This is a genomic window from uncultured Jatrophihabitans sp., from assembly GCF_964246335.1.
Lineage (GTDB): Bacteria > Actinomycetota > Actinomycetes > Mycobacteriales > Jatrophihabitantaceae > Jatrophihabitans.
The window spans coordinates 14,863-34,693 of sequence record NZ_CAXTQF010000016.1 but is presented as its reverse complement, the minus strand read 5'-3'; the positions used below and the strand labels follow the sequence as shown (position 1 = coordinate 34,693).

Genomic DNA, 19,831 nt, shown 5'->3' with positions numbered 1-19,831 from the left:
AATGGCCAGTACGCAGCCCTTGATCACAGTTTTTTCCGAGTGCGACGTGGCGCTGTGATCAAAAGAGCGCAGTAACTGATCAGTCGATCTTGCGCAACTAGTTCGATCACTGCTATCAACACATCTAAGGTTGCTTGGGCAACCGAAATTGCCGGAGACATTGCCTGTGGACAGCACAGGCGCGGCAGCGGAACGCGAGGGGACCATGGCCACACTGAAGAAGGGCGCGCGGATCACCGGATCCGAGCGGAACAAGCTCGCCAGCGAGTTGAAGAAGCAGTACGACAAGGGCCGCAGCATTCGTGAGCTCGCGGACAGCCACGGACGTTCCTACGGCTTCGTCCACCGGGTGCTCTCGGAGTCCGGCGTGACCCTGCGCGGTCGGGGCGGTGCAACGCGGTCGAAGGCCGCGGCCAAGACCCGCGCCAAGAAGTAGCGCGCCCGCACGAGCGTCGGCTCGTGGGCACCGCACGCGGTGCCCACGAGCTGTCGTGCGGTCACTAGCCTGATTGCGTGACAACGCTGGAGATCGACCCACAGGCGGGCTTCCGGGTCGACCTGCACCTGGCCGACGCCGACCCGCTGCGTGGCTCGGCCGTGGTAACCCTCTCCCGGCCGGATCAGCTGAACGCGCAGAGCCCCACCATGTGGGCCGCGCTGACCCGCGCCCGGCGGGACCTGCCCGGCGACATCCGGGTCGTCGTGCTGCGCGGCGAAGGGCGGGCCTTCTCCGCGGGCCTGGACCGCGCCCTGTTCGCCGATGCCGAACACGGCATCCGCAGCCTGCCCGCGCTGCCGCAGCACGAGGCCACCGCGCGCATCGCCGAATGGCAGGACGCCTTCGACTGGTCCTCGCGCGCCGACCTGGTCAGCGTCGCCGCGGTGCACGGCCATGCGATCGGGGGCGGTTTCCAGCTCGCCCTCGGCGCCGACATCCGCATCGTGGCCGATGACGCGCAGTTCACCATGGCCGAACCGTCCCTGGGCATCGTGCCCGACCTCGGCGGCACCAAGCGTCTCGTCGACCTCGTCGGGTACTCGCGGGCCGCCGAGATCTGCCTGACCGGCCGACGGGTCGGCGCGGTCGAGGCGGTGGACATCGGCCTGGCCTCGCGAATGGTCGCCGTCGAAGGTCTCGACGCAGCCATCGAGCACACCGTGCGCGCGCTGTTGGCCGTCGACCGCGACGCGGCAGCGGAGACGAAAGCACTCCTCGCCGGGGCGATGCGGCGCACACAGGTCGAACAGCAGGCCGCCGAACGCGACGCCCAGTACCGGCGGTTGCGCACGCTGGCCGGCCTCGACGCCGAGGACTGAGCGCGGAACAAGCCCCCCGGGTGAACCGGTTGAGCCAACCGCGGAGGTGAACGATGTCCATGGACGGAACGGGCCATTGGCGCGCGCTGAGTTCGATGCGCCGTCGCGGCGAGGTGGGCTCGGTCCCGAAGGGCACCTGGCGGCGCGTGCTGCGGTTCGCGACGCCGTACCGCCGGAACCTGGTCGTCTTCCTGGTGCTGATCACCGGCGACGCGCTGATCGGGGTGGCGACACCGGTGCTGGCCGGCCGGGTCGTCAACGACATCACCCGACACGCCCCCGCCTCCGCCGTCGTCGACATCGCACTCGTGATCGCGGCGCTGGCGCTCGTCGACGCCGGCCTGTCGTTCACCCAACGCTGGTACTCCGCGCGCATCGGCGAGGGCCTGATCTACGACATGCGCACCGCCGTCTTCGACCACGTGCAGCGGATGCCGCTGGCGTTCTTCACCCGGACCCAGACCGGTGCACTGGTCAGTCGGTTGAACAACGACGTCCTCGGCGCGCAGCAGGCGTTCACCTCGACGCTGTCCGGGCTCGTGTCGAACCTGGTCAGCCTGGTACTCACGGCTGCGGTGATGTTCACGCTGTCCTGGCCGATCACGCTCATCTCGGTCGTGATGCTGCCGTTGTTCGTGTTCCCCGCCCAGCGCATCGGGCGGCGGTTGCAGGCCATCACCCGCGAGTCCTACAACCTCAACGCGTCGATGAACGCGACGATGACCGAGCGGTTCAACGTGGCCGGTGCCCTGTTGGTCAAGCTGTTCGGCCGACCCGATGCCGAGGATGAGTCCTTCCGCTCGCGCGCGGCCCGGGTGCGCGACATCGGCGTCACGTCGGCGATGTACGGGCGCGCGTTCTTCGTTTCGCTCACCCTCGTCGCCGCGCTCGCCCAGGCGCTCGTCTACGGCCTCGGCGGGTGGTACGCCGTGCACGGCACGCTGAACGCCGGCACCGTGGTCACGTTGGCGCTGTTGCTGAGCAGGTTGTACGGCCCGCTAACGGCGCTGTCCAACGCGCGGGTCGACGTCATGAGCGCGCTGGTGAGCTTCGACCGCGTTTTCGAGGTGCTGGACCTGCGGCCGATGATCGACGACGCGCCGGACGCGGTGGAGCTCGGCGCCGGCGCGCGCAGTATCGAGTTCCGCGACGTGCACTTCGCCTATCCCGCCGCCGACGACGTCTCGCTCGCCTCGCTGGAGGACGTCGCCGTGCTCGACACGGGCACGCCGCCCGAGGTACTGCACGGCGTGTCGTTCGAGGCGCGCCCCGGGCAGTTGGTCGCGCTCGTCGGGCCGTCCGGCGCGGGCAAGACGACGATCAGTCAGCTGGTGCCGCGCATCTACGACGTGTCGTCGGGACAGGTGCTCGTCGGCGGCCGGGACGTGCGCACCGTGACCCAGCAGTCGCTGCACGACCGGATCGGTGTGGTGAGCCAGGAGGCCCACATGTTCCACGACACGGTGCGCGCGAACCTGGCGTACGCCGCACCGCAGGCCGACGAGGCACAGCTGTGGCAGGCCCTGGACGCCGCACAGATCGGTGCGCTCGTCCGCAGCCTGCCTGCCGGGCTGGACACGCTCGTCGGCGATCGCGGCTACCGGCTGTCCGGCGGGGAGAAGGCCCGCCTCGCGATCGCCCGGCTGCTGCTCAAGCAGCCCGAGATCGTCATCCTCGACGAGGCCACCGCGCATCTGGACAGTGAGAGTGAGGCCGCGGTGCAGGACGCCTTGGCACGGGCGCTGACCGGCCGGACCTCGGTGGTGATCGCGCATCGGTTGTCGACGATTCTCGACGCCGATCTGGTGCTCGTCCTCGAGGCTGGACGGGTGGTCGAGTCCGGCCGGCACGAGGAGTTGCTGGCCGCGAACGGCCTGTACGCCGACCTCTACCGCACGCAGTTCGAACGCCAGGCCGCCGGCGTCGACTGAGGACGCCTGCCCGCCGATAAACCATTCCACGGCAGGGTGGCAGCGAGGCAGCGTCGAGTGGTCAGTTGCGCGCTGAGTGGTGACCTGTGCGCGACCACTCAGCCCCGAAGTGACCACTCAACGAGTCGGGGAGGGGAGCGGTGTCAGCTGGCGAGCGCCGACATGGTCGCCAGCGGATCGTTGAGCAGCGGGGCGAACGCGGCCTCTGCGGCGCCGAGCAGGGCCGAGTCGGCACCGAGGGCCGGCGCGACGAGCTGCACTGTCCGGCCGTGCAGCTCGAGGGCATACCCGCCGAGCGCCTGCTCGATCTCCGGCCGGGCGATCTCGAGGTGCAGGGCGAGCGAGCCGCCCATGACCACCCGCTGCGGGTTCAGCGTGTTGACCAGGTCGGCGATCGCCCGGCCGAGCGGCTCGGCGATCGCCCGAACGCTGGCCAGCGCCGTCGCTTCACCGTCGCGCGCCCGGGCGAACACGGCCTCGACGGCGGCGTCCGTCGGCTCGCCCGGGTGACCGGCCAGCGCGAGCAGCGCGCCGTCGCCGATGTAGGTCTCGATGCAGCCGTTCTTGCCGCAGTGACACCGGGGGCCGCGGGAGTCGACGACGTTGTGGCCGATCTCTCCGGCATGCCCGTCGTGCCCGCGCAGCGGCACGCCACCGACGATCACGCCGGCACCGACACCGGCGCGGCCGAGCAGGAAGACGACGTCGTCGCAGTCGCGCACGCTGCCACGGTGGTGTTCGGCGATGACAGCGAGGTCAGCGTCGTTGCCGACGATGATCGGTGGCGCCTGCGGGATGCGCTCGCGCAGCAGCGTCCCGAGCGGTGCATCGTGCCAACCCAGGTTGGGCGCCACGCCGACCCGACCGGTGTCGCGGTCGACGGTGCCCGGCACGCTGACGCCGATGCCCACCGGCGCGACGGGGCCGTGCTGATCGCCGGCGCACAGTCGCGGCACGGCCTCGGCGACCAGCGCAGCGACCGCCTGAGGGGTGTTGCCGGCGTCGCGCAGCGCGACCTCCTCGCGCAACAGCACCGACCCGCCCAGCCGGATGGCCGCGAGTGTCACGTGCGTGACGTCGACGTCCACGGCGATCACGATCGGCCCGCGTGAGTTCGGCCCGACGACGTGCGACGGGCGGCCGACGCCCGCGCCGCCGGTGGGCACCAGTTCCTCGACCAGTCCCAGCAGCGTCAGATCGGCCACCAGCGCGCCGACGGTCGAGCGGCTCACGCCGAGGCGCTGGGTGAGCTCTGCTCGGGTCAGCGCGCCGTCGTGATGCAGGTGCGTCAGCATCAGCGACAGATTGTGCCGACGGATCGTGTCCGGCCGCGCTGCGGACGGGTGCCGCACCGCCACGGTGCGTACGCCGCCTACCGGGCCCGCGAACGGCGGCGGGAGAGCGCGTCGACCGCGGCCGCAACAAGCAGCACCAGGCCGGTGATCACGTTCTGGTACTGCGCCGGCAGACTCGGACGCAACAGGATGCCGTTCGGGATGATGACGATGACGAGCGCACCGATGATGGCGTCGCGTGCCTTGCCCCGCCCGCCGAACAGTGACGTGCCGCCGATGACGGCAGCAGCGACGGAGAACAGCAGGATGTTGCCGGCGCCGAGGTCGAGCGAGACGCTGCTCTGGTAGGAGGCGAGGAAGATCCCGCCCAGCGCGGCGAACGACGACGACGCCACGAACGCGCTCACCCGGATGTGCACGACGTCGATGCCGGCGCGTCGGGCGGCCTCGGTGTTGCCGCCGGTGGCGAACAGGTGCCGGCCCCACGTCGTCTTCGTCAACACGATCGTGCAGACGATCATCAGCGAGATGGGGATCGAGGCGGCCCACGGGATGCCCTGGATCACGAAGTTCGGGTTCGGGTTGCGGTTTTGATTCGCCAGCGCCGTCAGGACGAGGGCGACGACCAGGATGATGCCGCCGCGCAGCAGCACCAGCCCGTAGGTGTCGGCGGCGAGCCCACGGGCCTGGGCCCGGGCGGACTTGAACAGCGTGTACAGCAGGTACCCGCCGGCGACCACGATCGAGAACACCCAGCTCCAGAACACGGACATGTTGTTATATGCCAGTCCGTGCCAGAAGGCGTAGTTGGTGACGTTGATCGGGTTGCCGTTCAGCGCGAACAGCACAACGCCCTGCCAGGCCAGGAACAGCGCCAGCGTGACGATGAAGCTGGGAATGCCCACCTTCGCCACCAGGAAGCCGGTGAGCGTGCCGACCGCGGAGCCGACACTGATCGCGAAGATCAGCGCGGGGATGACGTGCTGGTCGAGGCCGGCGAAGCTGATCACCAACCCGACGACGATGACCGCGGATCCGATCCAGGTCTTGAGCCAGATGCCGAGGGCCAGGCCGAGGACCATCAGCCCGATCAGGATGCCGTAGAGCAGGTTCGAACCGGGAACGCCGCCGCGCAGGCCGTCGGACACGATCGCCTGCGCCGCAAACGCAGCACAGATGCCACCGGTGGTGCCGGCCGACAGGTCGATCTCCCCGAGCAGCAGCACGAAGACCAGGCCGAGCGCGATGACGGCGATGTACGCACCCTGGCCGGGAAGCGCGCCGATGTTGCCTTCGCTGAAGAACCGGTCGCTGACCTGGCTGAAGATGAGGCCGAGCACGACCAGGCCGAGGATCGACGGCAGTGCGCCGGGTTCGCCGGTGCGCACCTTGGTCACGTAGCCGCGCAGCCCGTCGCCGATGCCGCGGCGCTCGATGTCGAGAGAGAAACTGCTGGCGCGCTCGCCGCGGCCGGTCTTGCCGGCGGACAGTTGGGGTCCGTCGAGCGTGCCGCCCTGGCCGGGGCCGCCCTGCGTCGTGGTGGCCGATGTCGGAGTGCTCGCCGAACCCGAGGAGGTGGCGGAGCTCGGCGTGCCCTCGGCGTCGCCGTCGGTCGGTGATGTCATCGATTCCCCGTCAGATGCTCTGGTCGGCGGTCTGCCTGGCAAGGCCGAGGTCGCCGCTGCGGCCCGCCGTGATCAGTTCGACGATCTGCGTCGTGTTCGTGTCCTTGGTGAAGACCTCGGCGGCGATGCGGCCGAGATAGAGCGCCGCAACGCGGTCGGCGACCTCCATGACGTCGTTCATGTTGTGCGAGATCAACACGACACCGAGGCCCTGGTCGGCGAGGCGACGCACGAGGTCGAGGACCTGGCGCGTCTGCGCGACGCCCAGCGCGGCCGTCGGCTCGTCGAGGAAGACCACCCGGCTGTTCCAGAGCACGGCCTTGGCGATCGCGACCGTCTGCCGCTGACCGCCGGAGAGGTTGGCGACGACCTGGCGTACCGAGGACACGGTGCGCACCGAAAGGCTCGCGAGCACCTCGCGCGCCTTGCGTTCCATCAGACCGTCGGCGAGCATCCCGAAGCGGTTGATCTCGCGGCCCAGGAACATGTTCTGCGTGATGTCCAGGTTGTCGGCGAGCGCGAGGTCCTGGTAGACGAATTCGATGCCGAGCGCGGCCGCGGCGCGCGGGTCGTTGATGTGGACCGGCTTGCCCTCCCAGCGCACCTCGCCGGAGTCGATGCCGTTGATGCCGGCGATGCACTTGACCAGCGTGGACTTGCCGGCGCCGTTGTCGCCGACCAGCGCGGTGACCTCGCCGGGATAGACGTTGAAGTCGACGTCGTGCAGCACGTGCACGGGGCCGAAGCTCTTGTTCAGCTTCTCGATGGCCAGGATCGGTTCGGGCACGTTGCTCCTCGGCTGTCTCGTCCGGCGAAATGACGTCTCACGAGTTCGCGGCGACGACCGGGTGTGGACCCGGCCGCCGCCGCGCGTGGATCTCGGATCAGCCGCTGATGCCGGCTGCCTTGCACTGTGCCGTGAGGCCCTTGCACAGGTCACTGGCGGTGACCTGCTTGGCGTCCACGACGATCTTCACGTTCGCCTTGGTGACGATCTGGGCCGGGAGCAGGTACGCCTTGAGCGTGCGGTTGCCCTTCGGGTCCTTGAAGTCGACCAGGGTGACACCGGCCTGTGTCGGGTCCTGACCCTTGACCAGCGCGATGGCCAGCTTCGAGGCGGCCGCGGCCTCCTGGGCGTACGACTTGTAGATCGTCGCGCACTGGGTACCGCGCAGGATGTTGTCGAGACCTTCGACGCCGGAGTCCTGACCGGTCACCGGCACCTTGCCGGCGAGACCCTTGCTCTTCAGCACACCGATCACGGCGTTGGCGATGTCGTCGTTCGCGGCGTAGACGGCGTCGACCTTGCCGCCGTTGGCGGCGAGCGCCTGGGTGAAGGCCGGGGCGGCGTTGGAGACCGTCCAGCCCTTGACGACGGAGTCCGCCTCGATCTTGACCTTCGGGCTGGCCTTGAGCACCTTCTCGACACCCTGCTTGAACAGCACGGCGTTGTTGTCGACGTCGGTGCCGCCGTCCATCTGAATCACCTTGGCGGGCGTCTTCACCTTGTACTGCGTGAGGCAGTTGAGCAGCGACTGGCCCTGCAGCTCACCGATCTTCTCGTTATCGAACGAGACGTAGTAGTCGGCGCTGCCACCGAGGTTGACGCGGTCGTAGTCGATGACCTTGACGCCCGCGGTCTTGGCTGCCGACTCGACAGCTGCACCCGACGGCGCGTCGATGGAGTCGATGAGCAGGACCTTGACACCCTCGCTGATCATGTTCTGGGCGATGGAGGTGAACTTCGTCTTGTCACCGCCCGCGTTCTGGATGTCCGAGCCGATACCGGCGGCGGTGAAGGCCTTGGTCAGCAGCGGAGCGTCGAACTCGGTGTACCGCGTCGAGGACGTGGTGTCCGGCAGGATCACGCCGACCTGCTTCTTGCCGCTGGAGCTGCCGCCGGCGGCCGAGCTGCTCGAGCCCGACTTCGAGCTGCCGCTGCTCGATTTCTTGCTGGAGCTGCTACATCCGGAGATGAGCGCGGCTGCGGTCACGCCCACAGCCAGCACAGCGATCGCGCGAGTGCGCATATGCCGTTTCCTTTACGCCTCGGGGCTCTCGCCCGTTGAATGTTGTGCGCGCGAACATATCCCTTGGTAATGCAATTTTTCACGCGCCGACACGCAACCGTTACACAAGCGTGTCGCCGCCCCGGGGCATGCGGACACCAAGCGTGACGGGTCCGTCGCCCGGTGTCACAGCAGCGACCGCAACACGTACTGCATGATCCCGCCGTGCCGGTAGTACTCGGCCTCGCCCGCCGTGTCGATGCGGACCCGTGCGTCGAATTCGGTGTCACCGGCCCTGACGTGCACCGTTCGCGGCGTGGAGCCATCGTTCAGCGCCTCGACGCCGGTGATGTCGAACGTCTCCTCGCCGGTCAGCCCGAGCGACTCGGCGGACTCCCCGTCCGGGTACTGCAGCGGCAGCACGCCCATGCCGATCAGGTTCGAACGGTGGATGCGCTCGTAGGACTCGGCGAGCACCGCGCGCACGCCCAGCAGCGCCGTGCCCTTGGCCGCCCAGTCACGCGAGGAACCCGAGCCGTACTCCTTGCCGGCGAGGACAATCAACGGCGTGCCCGCCGCGGCGTAGTTGACCGACGCGTCGTAGACGGTGGTGACGTCGCCGCCGGCGGTGAAGTCGCGGGTCACGCCGCCCTCGGTCCCCGGAGCCAGCTGGTTCCGCAGCCGGATGTTGGCGAAGGTGCCGCGGATCATGACCTCGTGGTTGCCGCGCCGCGAGCCGTAGGAGTTGAAGTCCCGGCGCTCGACACCGTGCTCGGCGAGATACGAGCCGGCGGGGGAGTCGGTCTTGATGGCCCCCGCCGGGCTGATGTGGTCGGTGGTCACCGAGTCGCCGAGCTTGAGCAGCACCCGGGCGCCTGCGATGTCCGTGACCGGCTCCGGCTCGGCGGCCATCCCCTCGAAGTACGGCGGCTTGCGGACGTAGGTCGACTCGCCGTCCCACTCGAACGTGTCGCCCTGTGGCGTCGGCAGCCCCTGCCACCGCTCGTCGCCGGCGAAGACGTCTGCGTAGTCCTTGCTGAACATCTCGCTGGCGATCGCCTCGTCGATGACCTGCTGGACCTCCCGCGGCGAGGGCCAGATGTCGTGCAGGTAGACGTCCTGGCCGTCGCTGCCGGTGCCGATCGGGTCGTTGACCAGGTCCATGTCCATCGACCCGGCGAGCGCGTAGGCGACGACGAGCGGCGGTGAGGCCAGGTAGTTCATCTTGACGTCGGGGTTGATGCGGCCCTCGAAGTTGCGGTTGCCGGACAGCACGGCGGTGACCGCGAGGTCGGCGTCGTTCACCGCCTGGCTGACCGCGTCGATGATCGGCCCGGAGTTGCCGATGCAGGTCGTGCAGCCGTAGCCGACGAGGTTGAACCCGAGCTTCTCCAGGTACGGAGTCAGCCCCGAGCGGTCGTAGTAGTCGGTGACGACCTTCGAGCCCGGCGCCAGGGACGTCTTCACCCACGGCTTGCGGGTCAAGCCCTTGTCGACGGCGTTCTTGGCCAGCAACGCGGCGCCGATCATCACCGAGGGGTTCGACGTGTTGGTACACGACGTGATCGCCGCGATGACGACTGCGCCGTGGTCGACCACCGCGCGCTGTCCGTCGACGTCGATCTCCACCGGCCGCGAGGTACGCCCGTGTGCGCCCTGCGCCGCCGTGTGCGTGGGTGCGGGCGCGGTCTCGTGCCCGGTGGCCGAGGTGGGATCCGACGCGGGGAACGACTCGGCCTCGGCCTCGTCCTGGGCGTCCTGCACCGAGTCGCCGTCGACGTAGGAGTTGAGGGCTTCGCGGAACATGGGCTTCGCCGACCTCAGCGGCACCCGGTCCTGCGGGCGTTTCGGCCCGGCGAGCGACGGCTCGACCGTGGACAGGTCGAGCTCGAGGGTCTCCGAGAACTCCGGCTCCTGGTCCGCGTCGTGCCAGAGCAGGTTCTCCTTCGCGTAGGCCTCGACCAACGCGACGTCGTCGTCCCGGCGGCCGGTGAAGCGCAGGTAGCGCAGCGTCTCCTCGTCGATAGGGAAGATCGCGCAGGTGGAGCCGTACTCCGGGCTCATGTTGCCGATCGTCGCGCGGTTGGCCAGCGGGACCGCGCCCACACCCGGGCCGTAGAACTCGACGAACTTGCCGACCACGCCGTGCCGGCGCAGCATCTCGGTGATCATCAGCACCAGGTCGGTGGCCGTCGAGCCGTCCGGCAGCTCGCCGGTGAGCTTGAAGCCGACGACGCGCGGGATCAGCATGCTCACCGGCTGGCCGAGCATCGCCGCCTCGGCCTCGATCCCGCCGACGCCCCAGCCGAGCACGCCCAGGCCGTTGACCATCGTGGTGTGCGAGTCGGTGCCGACGAGCGTGTCCGGGTAGGCCAGCCCGTCGCGGGCGAACACCACGCGCGCGAGGTACTCGATGTTGACCTGGTGCACGATGCCGGTGCCGGGCGGCACGACCTTGAACTCGTTGAACGCGCCCTGCCCCCAGCGCAGGAACTGGTAGCGCTCCCTGTTGCGCTCGTACTCGAGCTCGACGTTGCGCTGGAAGGCGTCCGGGGTGCCAAAGAGATCCGCGATCACCGAGTGGTCGATGACCAGCTCGGCCGGAGCCAGGGGATTGATCTTCGTCGCGTCGCCGCCGAGGTCGACCACCGCCTCGCGCATCGTCGCGAGGTCGACCACCGCGGGAACGCCGGTGAAGTCCTGCATCACCACGCGGGCCGGGGTGAACTGGATCTCGGTGTCCGGTTCCGCGGCCGGGTCCCAGCCGGCCAGCGCGCGGATCTGCGCGTCGGTGACGTTGTGTCCGTCCTCGCTGCGCAGCAGGTTCTCCAGCAGCACTTTCAGGCTGAACGGCAGCCGCTGCGCGTTCTCGACGGCGTCCAGGCGGAAATAGTCGAGCGAGCGGTCACCGACCTTCAGCTCGCTGCGGGCTCCGAAGCTGTTCTGGCTCTGTGCGGGCACGGCACGCTCCACATCGGTCGCTGGATCGGACAAGGTATCTTGACGTCAAGATATCACGCTGCAGTGTCGGCATGCCGCCGCAATACCGGACGTCGCGGCAATAGACTCCTGCCGGTGACGGTGCGTGTTCGGCGAGCGGCGGCCGCCGCTGACCGCGAGCTGCCATCGCAGCCGGCACCCGACCGGCGGCGCATCCGCAGGGGCGCGTACGCGGTGTACCTGGCTGTGGTCGTCGGCATCGTCATCGTCGTCGGCGTACCCACGGGCCGACTGACTCTCGCCGTCCTCGTCGTCGTCGGTCTGCTGCTGACCAGCATCGGGCGGGGCCGGCGTCGAGCCGTGCAGGTGGTCCTCGACTGGTTGCCCTTCAGTGGCGTGCTGCTGCTCTACGACCGCACGCGCGGCGTGGCGGACTCACTGGGCATTGCGCTGCATGAAGGCGACATCGTGCACGCGGAGCGCTGGCTGTTCGGCGGTACCGAGCCCACCGTGTGGCTGCAGCAGCATCTCTACAACCCGGCCCACGTCTACTGGTACGACGCGCTGTGCACGCTGATCTATACCTCGCACTTCCTCGCCACCCCGATCCTCGCCGCCGTGTTGTGGCTGCGCGATCGCACCGCCTGGCTGCGCTTCATCTCGCGGGTGGTGCTGCTCGCGGTGGCCGGGTTGGTCACCTATTGCGTCTTCCCGGAGGCGCCGCCGTGGTACGCGGCGCGCGACGGCTTCAGCCCGCCGGTGGCGCGGCTGTCGGCGCGCGGCTGGACGTGGTTCGACCTCGGCGACGTCAAGCGCACGTTGGCCGACGCCCAGAGCGGCGGCTCCAATCCGGTCGCGGCGATGCCGTCACTGCACGTGGCGTTCGCGACGCTGGTCGCCCTGGCCATCGCCGCCCGGCTGCGCACCCGGCTGCGGTACCTGTTGGCGCTGTATCCCGTAGCCATGGGGTTCACGCTCGTCTACTGCGGCGAGCACTACGTGCTCGATCTGCTGGCCGGTGTCGGCTATGCGCTTGCTGTGGACCTGGCGCTTCGGCGCTGGGAGATCCGACATTGGCGGCGAAAAGCCGCGACGGATGTTATTGATGTGACGAATGGTGTTGAAGTTGCCAGTGTGCCCACTGGCGCACACGAGACATAAATGGCACTCTGAGGCCGCTGTTGTTCCTCTGTCCAGTGTGACAGGGGGTGCGATCCTCACCGGGAGCTGTTGTCGTGCACCTACGCCGCACCGCCGCACGCCGCGTCATCGGGGTGACCCTCGCGCTGACATCCGTGACCGGCGTCCTCGTCGGTGTGTCCGGGCCGGCCGCGGCACTGCCGCCCAAGCCCAAGCCGGTGCCGAAGGTGACCCAGGGCCAGGTCAACGCCGCGCACGCCGCGCAGGACGCCGTGGCCACCACGGTCGGCCGGCTCGGGGCACAGGTGGCGCAGGAACAGAGTGAGCTGGACGCCTCCCGGGGGCGGGAGGAACTCGCCGAGCAGCGTGTCGCTCTCGCGATCTCCCAGCTCGAGGACGCGAAAACGGCCGCCGAGGCCGCACAGGCCCGGGTCCGCGCTGCGAACCAGCGCGTCGTCACGGCGCACCGCAACTTCGTCGCCTACGTCCAGGCGTCCTACGCCGACGGACAGGTGACCGGGACGACCGGCTCGCTGCTGACCGCGCAGGACCCCACCGCACTCGTCGACCGCAACACGCTCGAGCAGTACGAGGAAGCAAGCCAGATCAACGCGATCTCGGCGATGCAGGCCGCGACGGTTGCGCGCTCGAACGCCGACGCCGCTGCGCGCCGGGCCGTGCAGGACAAGACCGCCAAGGCCGCGGTGGCGAAGGCAGCCGTCGCGGCGGCGCACCGGGAAGTAGCGGCCGAGCAGATCCAGCAGCAGCAGTTGCAGGCGGCGCAGAACACGGCGCGGACACAGCTGACCGCGGCCCAGGAGCAGTTGGCCACCCTGACGCACCAGCGCGGTCTGTATTTGACCTACGTCGCGCAGCAGCGCGCCTACCAGCAGGCCGTGGCGCGGGCAGCGGCTGAGGCCCGGGCTGCTGCAGCAGCGCGCGCCCGCGCGATCGCCGAACAGGCGGCGGCACGCAGGCAGCAGCGCCATCACCACAGCGGTGGCGGTGGCGGCGGCGGTGGCGGCAGCAGTTACAGCCCGCCGGTCTCCTCGGGCCCAGGCCCCGGCGGTGGCGGATGGACCGCGGCGAAGGGCCGGCTCGCGGTCAAACGCGCGAAGGAGTGGCTGGGGACGCCCTACATCTGGGCCGGCGGCAACAAGTACGGCCCCACCACGGGCGGGTGCTCGGATCCCGTCGCACCCTGCGGCACGGTCGGCTTCGACTGCTCCGGCCTCGTCCTGTTCGCCTGGGACCGCGGCTGGACCCATCAGGCCGCGGTCCAGCATCATCAGGCGGGCTCGTACCACCCGAGCCCGAGTCACTTCAAACCCGGCGATCTGCTGTTCTGGAAAGAGGACGGTGGCATCGGGCACGTCGCCATCTACATCGGTGGCGGCGATGTCATCCAGGCGCCGCAGAGCGGGGACGTCGTGAAGATCACGCCGTGGCGCCAGGTGCAGCCCGGTTACGCCGGAGCGACCCGCCCGCTGACCTGAGCCGTTCGCGAGCTGGTGGTGTCACGGGTTCGGCCAAGGGCGCGCGTAGCTTGGGCGAAGTGCACGCCGCAGCAGTCACACCCGAGGTCACGCCGCTGCGCGACCGGTTCGGGCGGGTGGCCACCGACCTGCGCATCTCGCTGACCGATCTGTGCTCGCTGCGCTGCACGTACTGCATGCCCGCCGAGGGCCTGGACTGGTTGACGAAGGCGCAGCGCCTCACCGACGCGGAGTTCGTCCGACTGGCGCGCATCTTCGTGGCACACGGCGTCACCAGCGTCCGGCTGACCGGCGGCGAACCGCTCGTACACCGGTCGGTGTCCGACGTCGTCGCGGCGCTGACCGGCTTGGACCCGGCGCCGGAGGTATCGCTGACGACCAACGGCGTGACCCTCGCGACGCAGGCCCGCGACCTTGCCGCGGCCGGGCTGGCGCGGGTCAACGTCTCGCTCGACACCCTGCGCGCCGATCGCTTCGCGGCGCTGACCCGGCGCGACCGGCTGCCGGACGTACTGCGCGGCATCGACGCGGCGGCGCAGGCCGGGCTCGCGCCCGTCAAGATCAACACGGTGTTGGTGCGCGGGCAGAACGACGACGAGGCCGCGGAGCTGCTGGCGTGGTCGCTGCGCCACGGCTACCAACTGCGCTTCATCGAGCACATGCCGCTCGACGCGGACCGCATGTGGTCGGCCACCGAAATGGTGCGCGCAGAGGAGATCCTCGAGCAACTGCGCACCCGGTTCGTGCTCGCGCCGACGTCCGCGCGCGGCGCCGCGCCCGCCGAACTGTTCGACGTCCTCGACGGCCCGGGCAGCGACGATTGGCCGGCCGCACGCCCGCAGGTCGGCGTCATCGCCTCGGTGACCCGGCCGTTCTGCCGCGAGTGCGACCGGCTGCGGCTCACCGCGGACGGGCAACTGCGCACCTGCCTGTTCGCGCACGACGAGACGGACTTGCGCGGCCCGTTGCGGGCCGGCGCCACTGACGCCGAGCTCGGCGAGCTCATCGTGACGGCGGTGGCCGGCAAGCAGGCCGGTCACGGCATCGGCAGCGCCGGCTTCGAACAGCCCCGGCGGACGATGTCGGCCATCGGCGGCTGACGCCTCAGCCGAGCGGGTCGCGGCCCAGCAGGAAGTTCCGCCGTGACAGGAAGTCGGCCAGCGAGTCGGCGTGCTCGTCGCAGGCCAGCCAGTGCTTGTCCCGCGAGGCATCGTGCAGGCGCGGGTTGCGCCAGCTCAGATCCACGGTCGCTGCGTTGCGGCACCCCTTGGCCGAGCAGCGCGGCTCGTCACCCGCCTGATCCGGGGGCGCGAACACCCAGGCACCGTACAGGCACGTCCCGTACCGTGATTCGTACCGCGGCGAGCGGCCGGTTACCCCGGCGGCAACGGCAAACGAGGAGAGATCGGTGTCCGAACCCGAACACGTGCAGACCCCGGCGGCCGACGCCACGGCGCTCGAACGGGTGATGTTCGAGGTCAAGCGCGTCATCGTCGGCCAGGAGCGCATGGTCGAGCGCCTGGTCGCGAGCCTGCTCGCCCAGGGCCACTGCCTGCTCGAGGGCGTGCCCGGCGTGGCCAAGACGCTCGCGGTCGAGACGCTCGCCCGCACGGTCAGCGGATCGTTCGCCCGGCTGCAGTTCACCCCGGACCTCGTACCGTCCGACATCGTCGGCACCCGCATCTACCGCCAGGGATCGGAGCGCTTCGACACCGAGCTCGGGCCGATCATGGCCAACTTCGTGCTGGCCGACGAGATCAACCGCGCCCCCGCCAAGGTGCAGTCGGCGCTGCTCGAGGTGATGGCCGAGCGGCATGTGTCGATCGGCGGCCAGCGCTACGACGTACCCGCGCCGTTCCTTGTGCTGGCCACGCAGAATCCCATCGAGTCCGAGGGCGTCTACCCGCTGCCCGAGGCGCAGCGCGACCGCTTCCTGATGAAGATCGCCGTCGACTACCCGTCGGCTGCCGAGGAGCGCGAGATCATCTACCGGATGGGCGTTGCCCCGCCGCAGGCCAACGCGGTGCTGAGCACCGACGAGCTGCAGCGCCTGCAGGCGACGGCCGGACGGGTATTCGTGCACCACGCGATCGTCGACTACGTCGTGCGTCTCGTGCTCGCCACCCGCAGCCCGCAGCAGCTCGGCCTCAACGACGTCGCGCAGTGGGTGTCCTACGGCGCCAGCCCGCGCGCCAGTCTCGGGCTGATCGCCGCCGGTCGCGCCATGGCACTGATGCGTGGCCGGGACTACGTGCTGCCGCAGGACGTCCTGGACATTGCGGTCGACGTGCTGGGCCACCGGTTGGTGCTCAGCTATGACGCCATCGCCGACGGCGTGCCCGCTGCGCATGCGGTGCGCCGGCTGTTGCAGGCCGTGCCGCTGCCGCAGGTGGCACCGCGCCAGCGTGCCGGCGGTCCGCCGGACATGACACCGGGCGGCTCCCAGCAACTGGTGTACGGCGCGGCCGCTGGGCAGGGTCAGCAGCAGGGCCAGCAGCAGGGCCAGGCCCGCTGGGGTGAGCGCTCGGCGTGAATACATCCCCTGAGAACGCTCCGCGAAGAACGCTGCACGTTGTCGCGGGCATGGCCGGCGTTGGCGATGACGCACGTCGGCCGTGCCCACGGGCGTGACGACACCCCCGAGCGGGCCCGAGGTCGTCGACCACGGGCCGACCCTCGACACGGCGAACTCCGACGCGCTGTTGCGTCGGCTCGAGCTCACCGTCCGCAACAAGCTGGACGGCCTGCTGCAGGGCAACTACCAGGGCCTGGTGCCGGGCCCGGGCAGCGAAGCGGGGGAGTCACGGCCGTATGCCATCGGTGACGACGTGCGCCGGATGGACTGGGCGGTCACGGCGCGCACCGACGAGCCGCACATCCGGCAGACCATCGCCGACCGCGAGCTCGAGACGTGGCTGGTCGTGGACCTCTCGCCGAGCATGGACTTCGGTACCGCACGCACCGAGAAGCGTGAGCTCGTGCTTGCCGCGATCGCGGCGATCACGCACATGACCGTGCGCGGTGGCAACCGCGTCGGCGCGGTCGTCGGCAACGGCGAGCAGACGTACGTGGTCCCGGCGCGCGCGGGACGTGCCCATGCCCGGCATCTGCTTCGCCGGATCGCCGACACGCCCCGCGCGCACAACTCCGGACGCAACGACCTCGCCGCGATGCTCGAGATGCTGCGCCGTCCGCAACGTCGGCGCGGGCTGGTCGCGGTCATCTCCGATTTCCTCGACAGCTCGGCCGGTGCCCTCGACGCGGTGGGCGGTGCCAACCGCAAGACTCAGCAACCGCCGGTGTGGGAGCGGCCGATGCGCGGGCTGTCGGACCGGCACCAGTTGCTCGCCGTCGAGATCCTCGACCCGCGTGAGCTCGAGTTGCCCGCGGCCGGCCTGGTGACGTTCGTCGACACCGAGACCGGACGTCAACTCGAGGTGCAGACGTCGGACCGCAAAGTGCGAGCGCGCTACGCCGAGGCCGCGGTCAAGCAGCGCGAGCAGATCGCGAGCTCCCTGCGGCACGCCGGCGCGGCGCATCTGCAGCTGCGTACCGACCGCGACTGGATCACCGATGTCGTGCGTTTCGTGATCGCTCGCCGACGTTTCGTCGTCGGCGCCGTCGGGGCGGGGGTCCGCTGATGTTCTTGTCCCCGCTGTACCTGTTGCTGCTCATCCCGGTGGCCGCGCTCGCCGCGGTCTACCTCGTGTTGCAGGCACGTCGCAAGAGCTACGTCGCGCGGTTCAGCAATGTCGAGCTGCTCGGCAGTTTTGCGCCGCGCCGGCCCGGATGGCGGCGGCACCTGACGTTCGCGCTGCTGCTGATCGCGCTGATCGTGCTCTCGCTCGGCACTGCCCGCCCGGCCGGCACCGTCCGCGTGCCGCGCGAGCGCGCGACCGTGATGCTCGACATCGACGTCTCGCTGTCCATGGAGGCGACGGACGTGCTGCCGTCGCGCATCGCCACGGCGAAGAAAGCCGGGCAGCAGTTCGTCGATCTGCTGCCCAAGCGCATCAACCTGGGCCTGGTGTCCTTCGGCGGCCAGGCGAACCTGCTCCAGCCGCCGACGCTCAACCGGGCCGCGGTGAAGAGCTCGATCGGCAAGCTGAAGCTCGAGACGTCCACCGCGATCGGCGAGGCCATCTTCACCTCGCTGCAGGCCATTCAGACGTTCTCCGAGTCGACCACGCGTAAGGGCGAGAAGCCGCCGCCCTCACGCATCGTGCTGCTCAGCGACGGCTCGAACACCGTCGGCAGGTCACTGACGTCGGCGATCGCGGCCGCGAAGAAGGCCGGCGTGCAGGTGTCGACGATTGCCTTCGGCACGCCGACCGGCACGGTGACCATCGACGGCCGGGTGCAACCGGTACCGGCCGACGACACCGCGTTGCACGAGATCGCGGCCGAGACCGGCGGTTCGTTCCACACCGCGGCGTCCGAGCAGGAGCTCAAGTCGGTGTATCAGAACATCGGTTCCCAGATCGGGTACACGACCTCGCACCGCGACATCAGTCGCCGCTACTTCTTCGCCGGGTTGCTCGTGCTGATGGGCGCTGCTGCCGCCGCGATGCTCTGGTCCGGTCGCTTGGTCTAGCCACTGCGCCGTCCGACGCCGCGGCGTTTGTGCCGTCGCCAACCCCGGTGATCAACAGCAGCTTATGGTTGCTCTGGCGACCAGAACCTGCTGTTCATCACCGGGAGGGGGGCTGGTGTCCTCGCGGGCCGCGCTCCGCAGCCACGCGGTGCTAGGCCCGCGGTGCTAGGCCCGCGGTGCTAGGCCCGCGGCGCTCAGCCCCGCGGCGCTGCGCCGGCGTCACGCCTGCGGGTCGAGCACGAGCTTGCCGACCGAGCCGCGGGAGAGCAGCGCCCGGTGCGCGACCGTACGGCCCGGCCAACCCCGGTGACGGCGCAGCATTTGTGCCGTCGCCAACCCGGTGATCAACAGCAGCTTATGGTTGCTCTGGCGACCAGAACCTGCTGTTGATCACCGGGAGGGGGGCTGGTGTCCTCGCGGGCCGCGCTCCGCAGCCACGCGGTGCTAGGCCCGCGGCGCTCCGCCCGGCGGCGCTGCGCCGGCGTCACGCCTGCGGGTCGAGCACCAGCTTGCCGACCGAGCCGCGGGAAAGCAGTGCCCGGTGTGCGTCCGCGGCGTCAGCCAGCGGATAGGTGTCGCCGACCACCGGACGCAGCTCGCCGGCGGCGATCAGCTCCATCAGGTCGTTCACGGCCGCGGCGAGCAGCTGCGGTCGCTGCGCGACGTGCATGAGCCAGAACCCGATCACCGCCGTGCTGCGGCCCATCAACTTGCCCGGGTCCACCGGGGACGGCGGCGTGCGACCGGCCATGCCGAACACCGCGAGCCGGCCCAGCGGGGCCAGCGCGGCCAGGCTCTGGTCGAATACGCTGCCGCCGGTCATCTCCAGCACGATGTCGACGCCACGCCCGTCGTTGGCCTCGCGCAGTGCCGTGCGCAGGTCGTCGGAACGCGAGTCGACCGCGGCGTCCGCGCCGAGTTCGAGCGTCAGCGCCCGTTTGTCCTCACTCGACGCCGTGGCAATGACCCGGCCTGCGCCCCACCGCTTGGCGAGCTGGATGGCGATCGTGCCGACGCCGCCGGCCCCGGCGTGCACCACGACGGTCTCGCCCGGCTGCAGGTGCGTGCTCGTGCGCAGCAGGTGCCACGCTGTCGCGCCCTGCACGAGCGTGGTCAGCGCCTGACCGTCGGTGACGGCGTCCGGCACCGGGAACAGCGTGCGCGGATCGGCGGCGACCTGCTGCGCGTAGCCACCGGAGCCGATGAGGCCGACCAGCCGCTCACCGTTGCGGCCGCGGACCACGACCTCGCCGCCCGGGATGAGTGGCAGCGTCTGCTTCGCGAGGTAGGAGTCCTCGGTCTGGTGGGTGTCGGCGTAGTTCACGCCGGCCGCGAGCACGTCGTAGACGAGCTGTCCGTCGGCTTCCTGCGGGTCGGGAAGGTCGCGGACGACCAGCGTCTCGGGTCCGCCGAACTCGGTGATCTGGATGGCACGCATGGGGCGACCGTACGCGGCGGTAACGGTGACGGCGCCGCCGCGCGTC

General features: G+C 70.0%; 16 protein-coding genes. 9 read left to right on the top strand and 7 right to left on the bottom strand.

What is annotated here, in order from left to right; translation table 11 throughout:
* Window positions 1-205: 205 nt before the first annotated feature.
* From ACFFCN_RS07075 to ACFFCN_RS07065, 3 genes are all read left to right on the top strand, one after another.
* Window positions 206-436, top strand: coding sequence for a helix-turn-helix domain-containing protein (locus tag ACFFCN_RS07075; RefSeq protein ID WP_375490436.1), 231 nt, complete (start codon window positions 206-208; stop codon window positions 434-436).
* Between the two features lie 122 nt (window positions 437-558).
* Window positions 559-1,317, top strand: coding sequence for an enoyl-CoA hydratase/isomerase family protein (locus ACFFCN_RS07070; protein ID WP_375490460.1), 759 nt, complete (start codon window positions 559-561; stop codon window positions 1,315-1,317).
* A gap of 59 nt (window positions 1,318-1,376) precedes the next feature.
* Window positions 1,377-3,248, top strand: coding sequence for an ABC transporter ATP-binding protein (locus ACFFCN_RS07065; RefSeq protein WP_375490435.1), 1,872 nt, complete (start codon window positions 1,377-1,379; stop codon window positions 3,246-3,248).
* A 143-nt stretch (window positions 3,249-3,391) separates the two neighbouring features.
* Here ACFFCN_RS07065 and ACFFCN_RS07060 read toward each other — a convergent pair whose 3' ends face one another.
* The 5 genes from ACFFCN_RS07060 to ACFFCN_RS07040 all read right to left on the bottom strand — a co-directional run bounded on the left by ACFFCN_RS07060 (window position 3,392) and on the right by ACFFCN_RS07040 (window position 11,138).
* Window positions 3,392-4,606 carry an ROK family protein gene (locus ACFFCN_RS07060; RefSeq protein ID WP_375490434.1) on the bottom strand — a complete coding sequence of 405 codons (1,215 nt, stop codon included), beginning with the start codon at window positions 4,604-4,606 and terminating at the stop codon, window positions 3,392-3,394.
* Window positions 4,607-4,620: 14 nt separating this feature from the next.
* Entirely contained in the window at window positions 4,621-6,168 is a 1,548-nt protein-coding gene (locus ACFFCN_RS07055; RefSeq protein ID WP_375490433.1) for a sugar ABC transporter permease, read from the bottom strand.
* Between the two features lie 10 nt (window positions 6,169-6,178).
* A complete protein-coding gene (locus tag ACFFCN_RS07050) occupies window positions 6,179-6,955 on the bottom strand; it encodes an ATP-binding cassette domain-containing protein (RefSeq protein ID WP_375490432.1) in 777 nt (258 codons plus the stop codon).
* Between the two features lie 97 nt (window positions 6,956-7,052).
* Entirely contained in the window at window positions 7,053-8,162 is a 1,110-nt protein-coding gene (locus ACFFCN_RS07045; protein ID WP_375490431.1) for a sugar ABC transporter substrate-binding protein, read from the bottom strand.
* A gap of 201 nt (window positions 8,163-8,363) precedes the next feature.
* A complete protein-coding gene (locus tag ACFFCN_RS07040; RefSeq protein WP_375490430.1) occupies window positions 8,364-11,138 on the bottom strand; it encodes an aconitate hydratase in 2,775 nt (924 codons plus the stop codon).
* Between the two features lie 114 nt (window positions 11,139-11,252).
* Between ACFFCN_RS07040 and ACFFCN_RS07035 the strand changes: the two genes are divergently transcribed.
* The 3 genes from ACFFCN_RS07035 (at window position 11,253) to moaA (ending at window position 14,853) form a co-directional block, all read left to right on the top strand.
* The gene (locus ACFFCN_RS07035) at window positions 11,253-12,278 is read left to right on the top strand and encodes a phosphatase PAP2 family protein (protein ID WP_375490429.1); all 1,026 of its coding nucleotides are present in this window, start codon (window positions 11,253-11,255) and stop codon (window positions 12,276-12,278) included.
* Window positions 12,279-12,352: 74 nt separating this feature from the next.
* Window positions 12,353-13,753, top strand: a complete 1,401-nt coding sequence (locus tag ACFFCN_RS07030) for a C40 family peptidase (protein ID WP_375490428.1) — start codon at window positions 12,353-12,355, stop codon at window positions 13,751-13,753.
* Between the two features lie 59 nt (window positions 13,754-13,812).
* Window positions 13,813-14,853, top strand: a complete 1,041-nt coding sequence (gene moaA, locus ACFFCN_RS07025; RefSeq protein ID WP_375490427.1) for a GTP 3',8-cyclase MoaA — start codon at window positions 13,813-13,815, stop codon at window positions 14,851-14,853.
* Between the two features lie 4 nt (window positions 14,854-14,857).
* Here the strand turns inward: moaA and ACFFCN_RS07020 are convergent, their stop codons facing one another.
* Window positions 14,858-15,070: an acetone carboxylase gene (locus ACFFCN_RS07020; protein ID WP_375490426.1), complete on the bottom strand. Its 213-nt coding sequence runs from the start codon at window positions 15,068-15,070 to the stop codon at window positions 14,858-14,860.
* A 151-nt stretch (window positions 15,071-15,221) separates the two neighbouring features.
* Here ACFFCN_RS07020 and ACFFCN_RS07015 point away from each other — a divergent pair, with 151 nt between their 5' ends.
* From ACFFCN_RS07015 to ACFFCN_RS07005, 3 genes are all read left to right on the top strand, one after another.
* Window positions 15,222-16,286 (top strand): AAA family ATPase, encoded by a 1,065-nt coding sequence (locus ACFFCN_RS07015; protein WP_375490459.1) that lies wholly within the window; start codon window positions 15,222-15,224, stop codon window positions 16,284-16,286.
* A 94-nt stretch (window positions 16,287-16,380) separates the two neighbouring features.
* Window positions 16,381-17,394: a DUF58 domain-containing protein gene (locus ACFFCN_RS07010; protein WP_375490425.1), complete on the top strand. Its 1,014-nt coding sequence runs from the start codon at window positions 16,381-16,383 to the stop codon at window positions 17,392-17,394.
* Window positions 17,394-18,347, top strand: coding sequence for a VWA domain-containing protein (locus ACFFCN_RS07005; RefSeq protein WP_375490424.1), 954 nt, complete (start codon window positions 17,394-17,396; stop codon window positions 18,345-18,347). The genes ACFFCN_RS07010 and ACFFCN_RS07005 overlap by 1 nt, the downstream gene beginning before the upstream one ends.
* 484 nt (window positions 18,348-18,831) lie before the next feature.
* Here the strand turns inward: ACFFCN_RS07005 and ACFFCN_RS07000 are convergent, their stop codons facing one another.
* Window positions 18,832-19,785, bottom strand: a complete 954-nt coding sequence (locus ACFFCN_RS07000) for an NADPH:quinone oxidoreductase family protein (protein WP_375490423.1) — start codon at window positions 19,783-19,785, stop codon at window positions 18,832-18,834.
* Window positions 19,786-19,831: the final 46 nt, after the last annotated feature.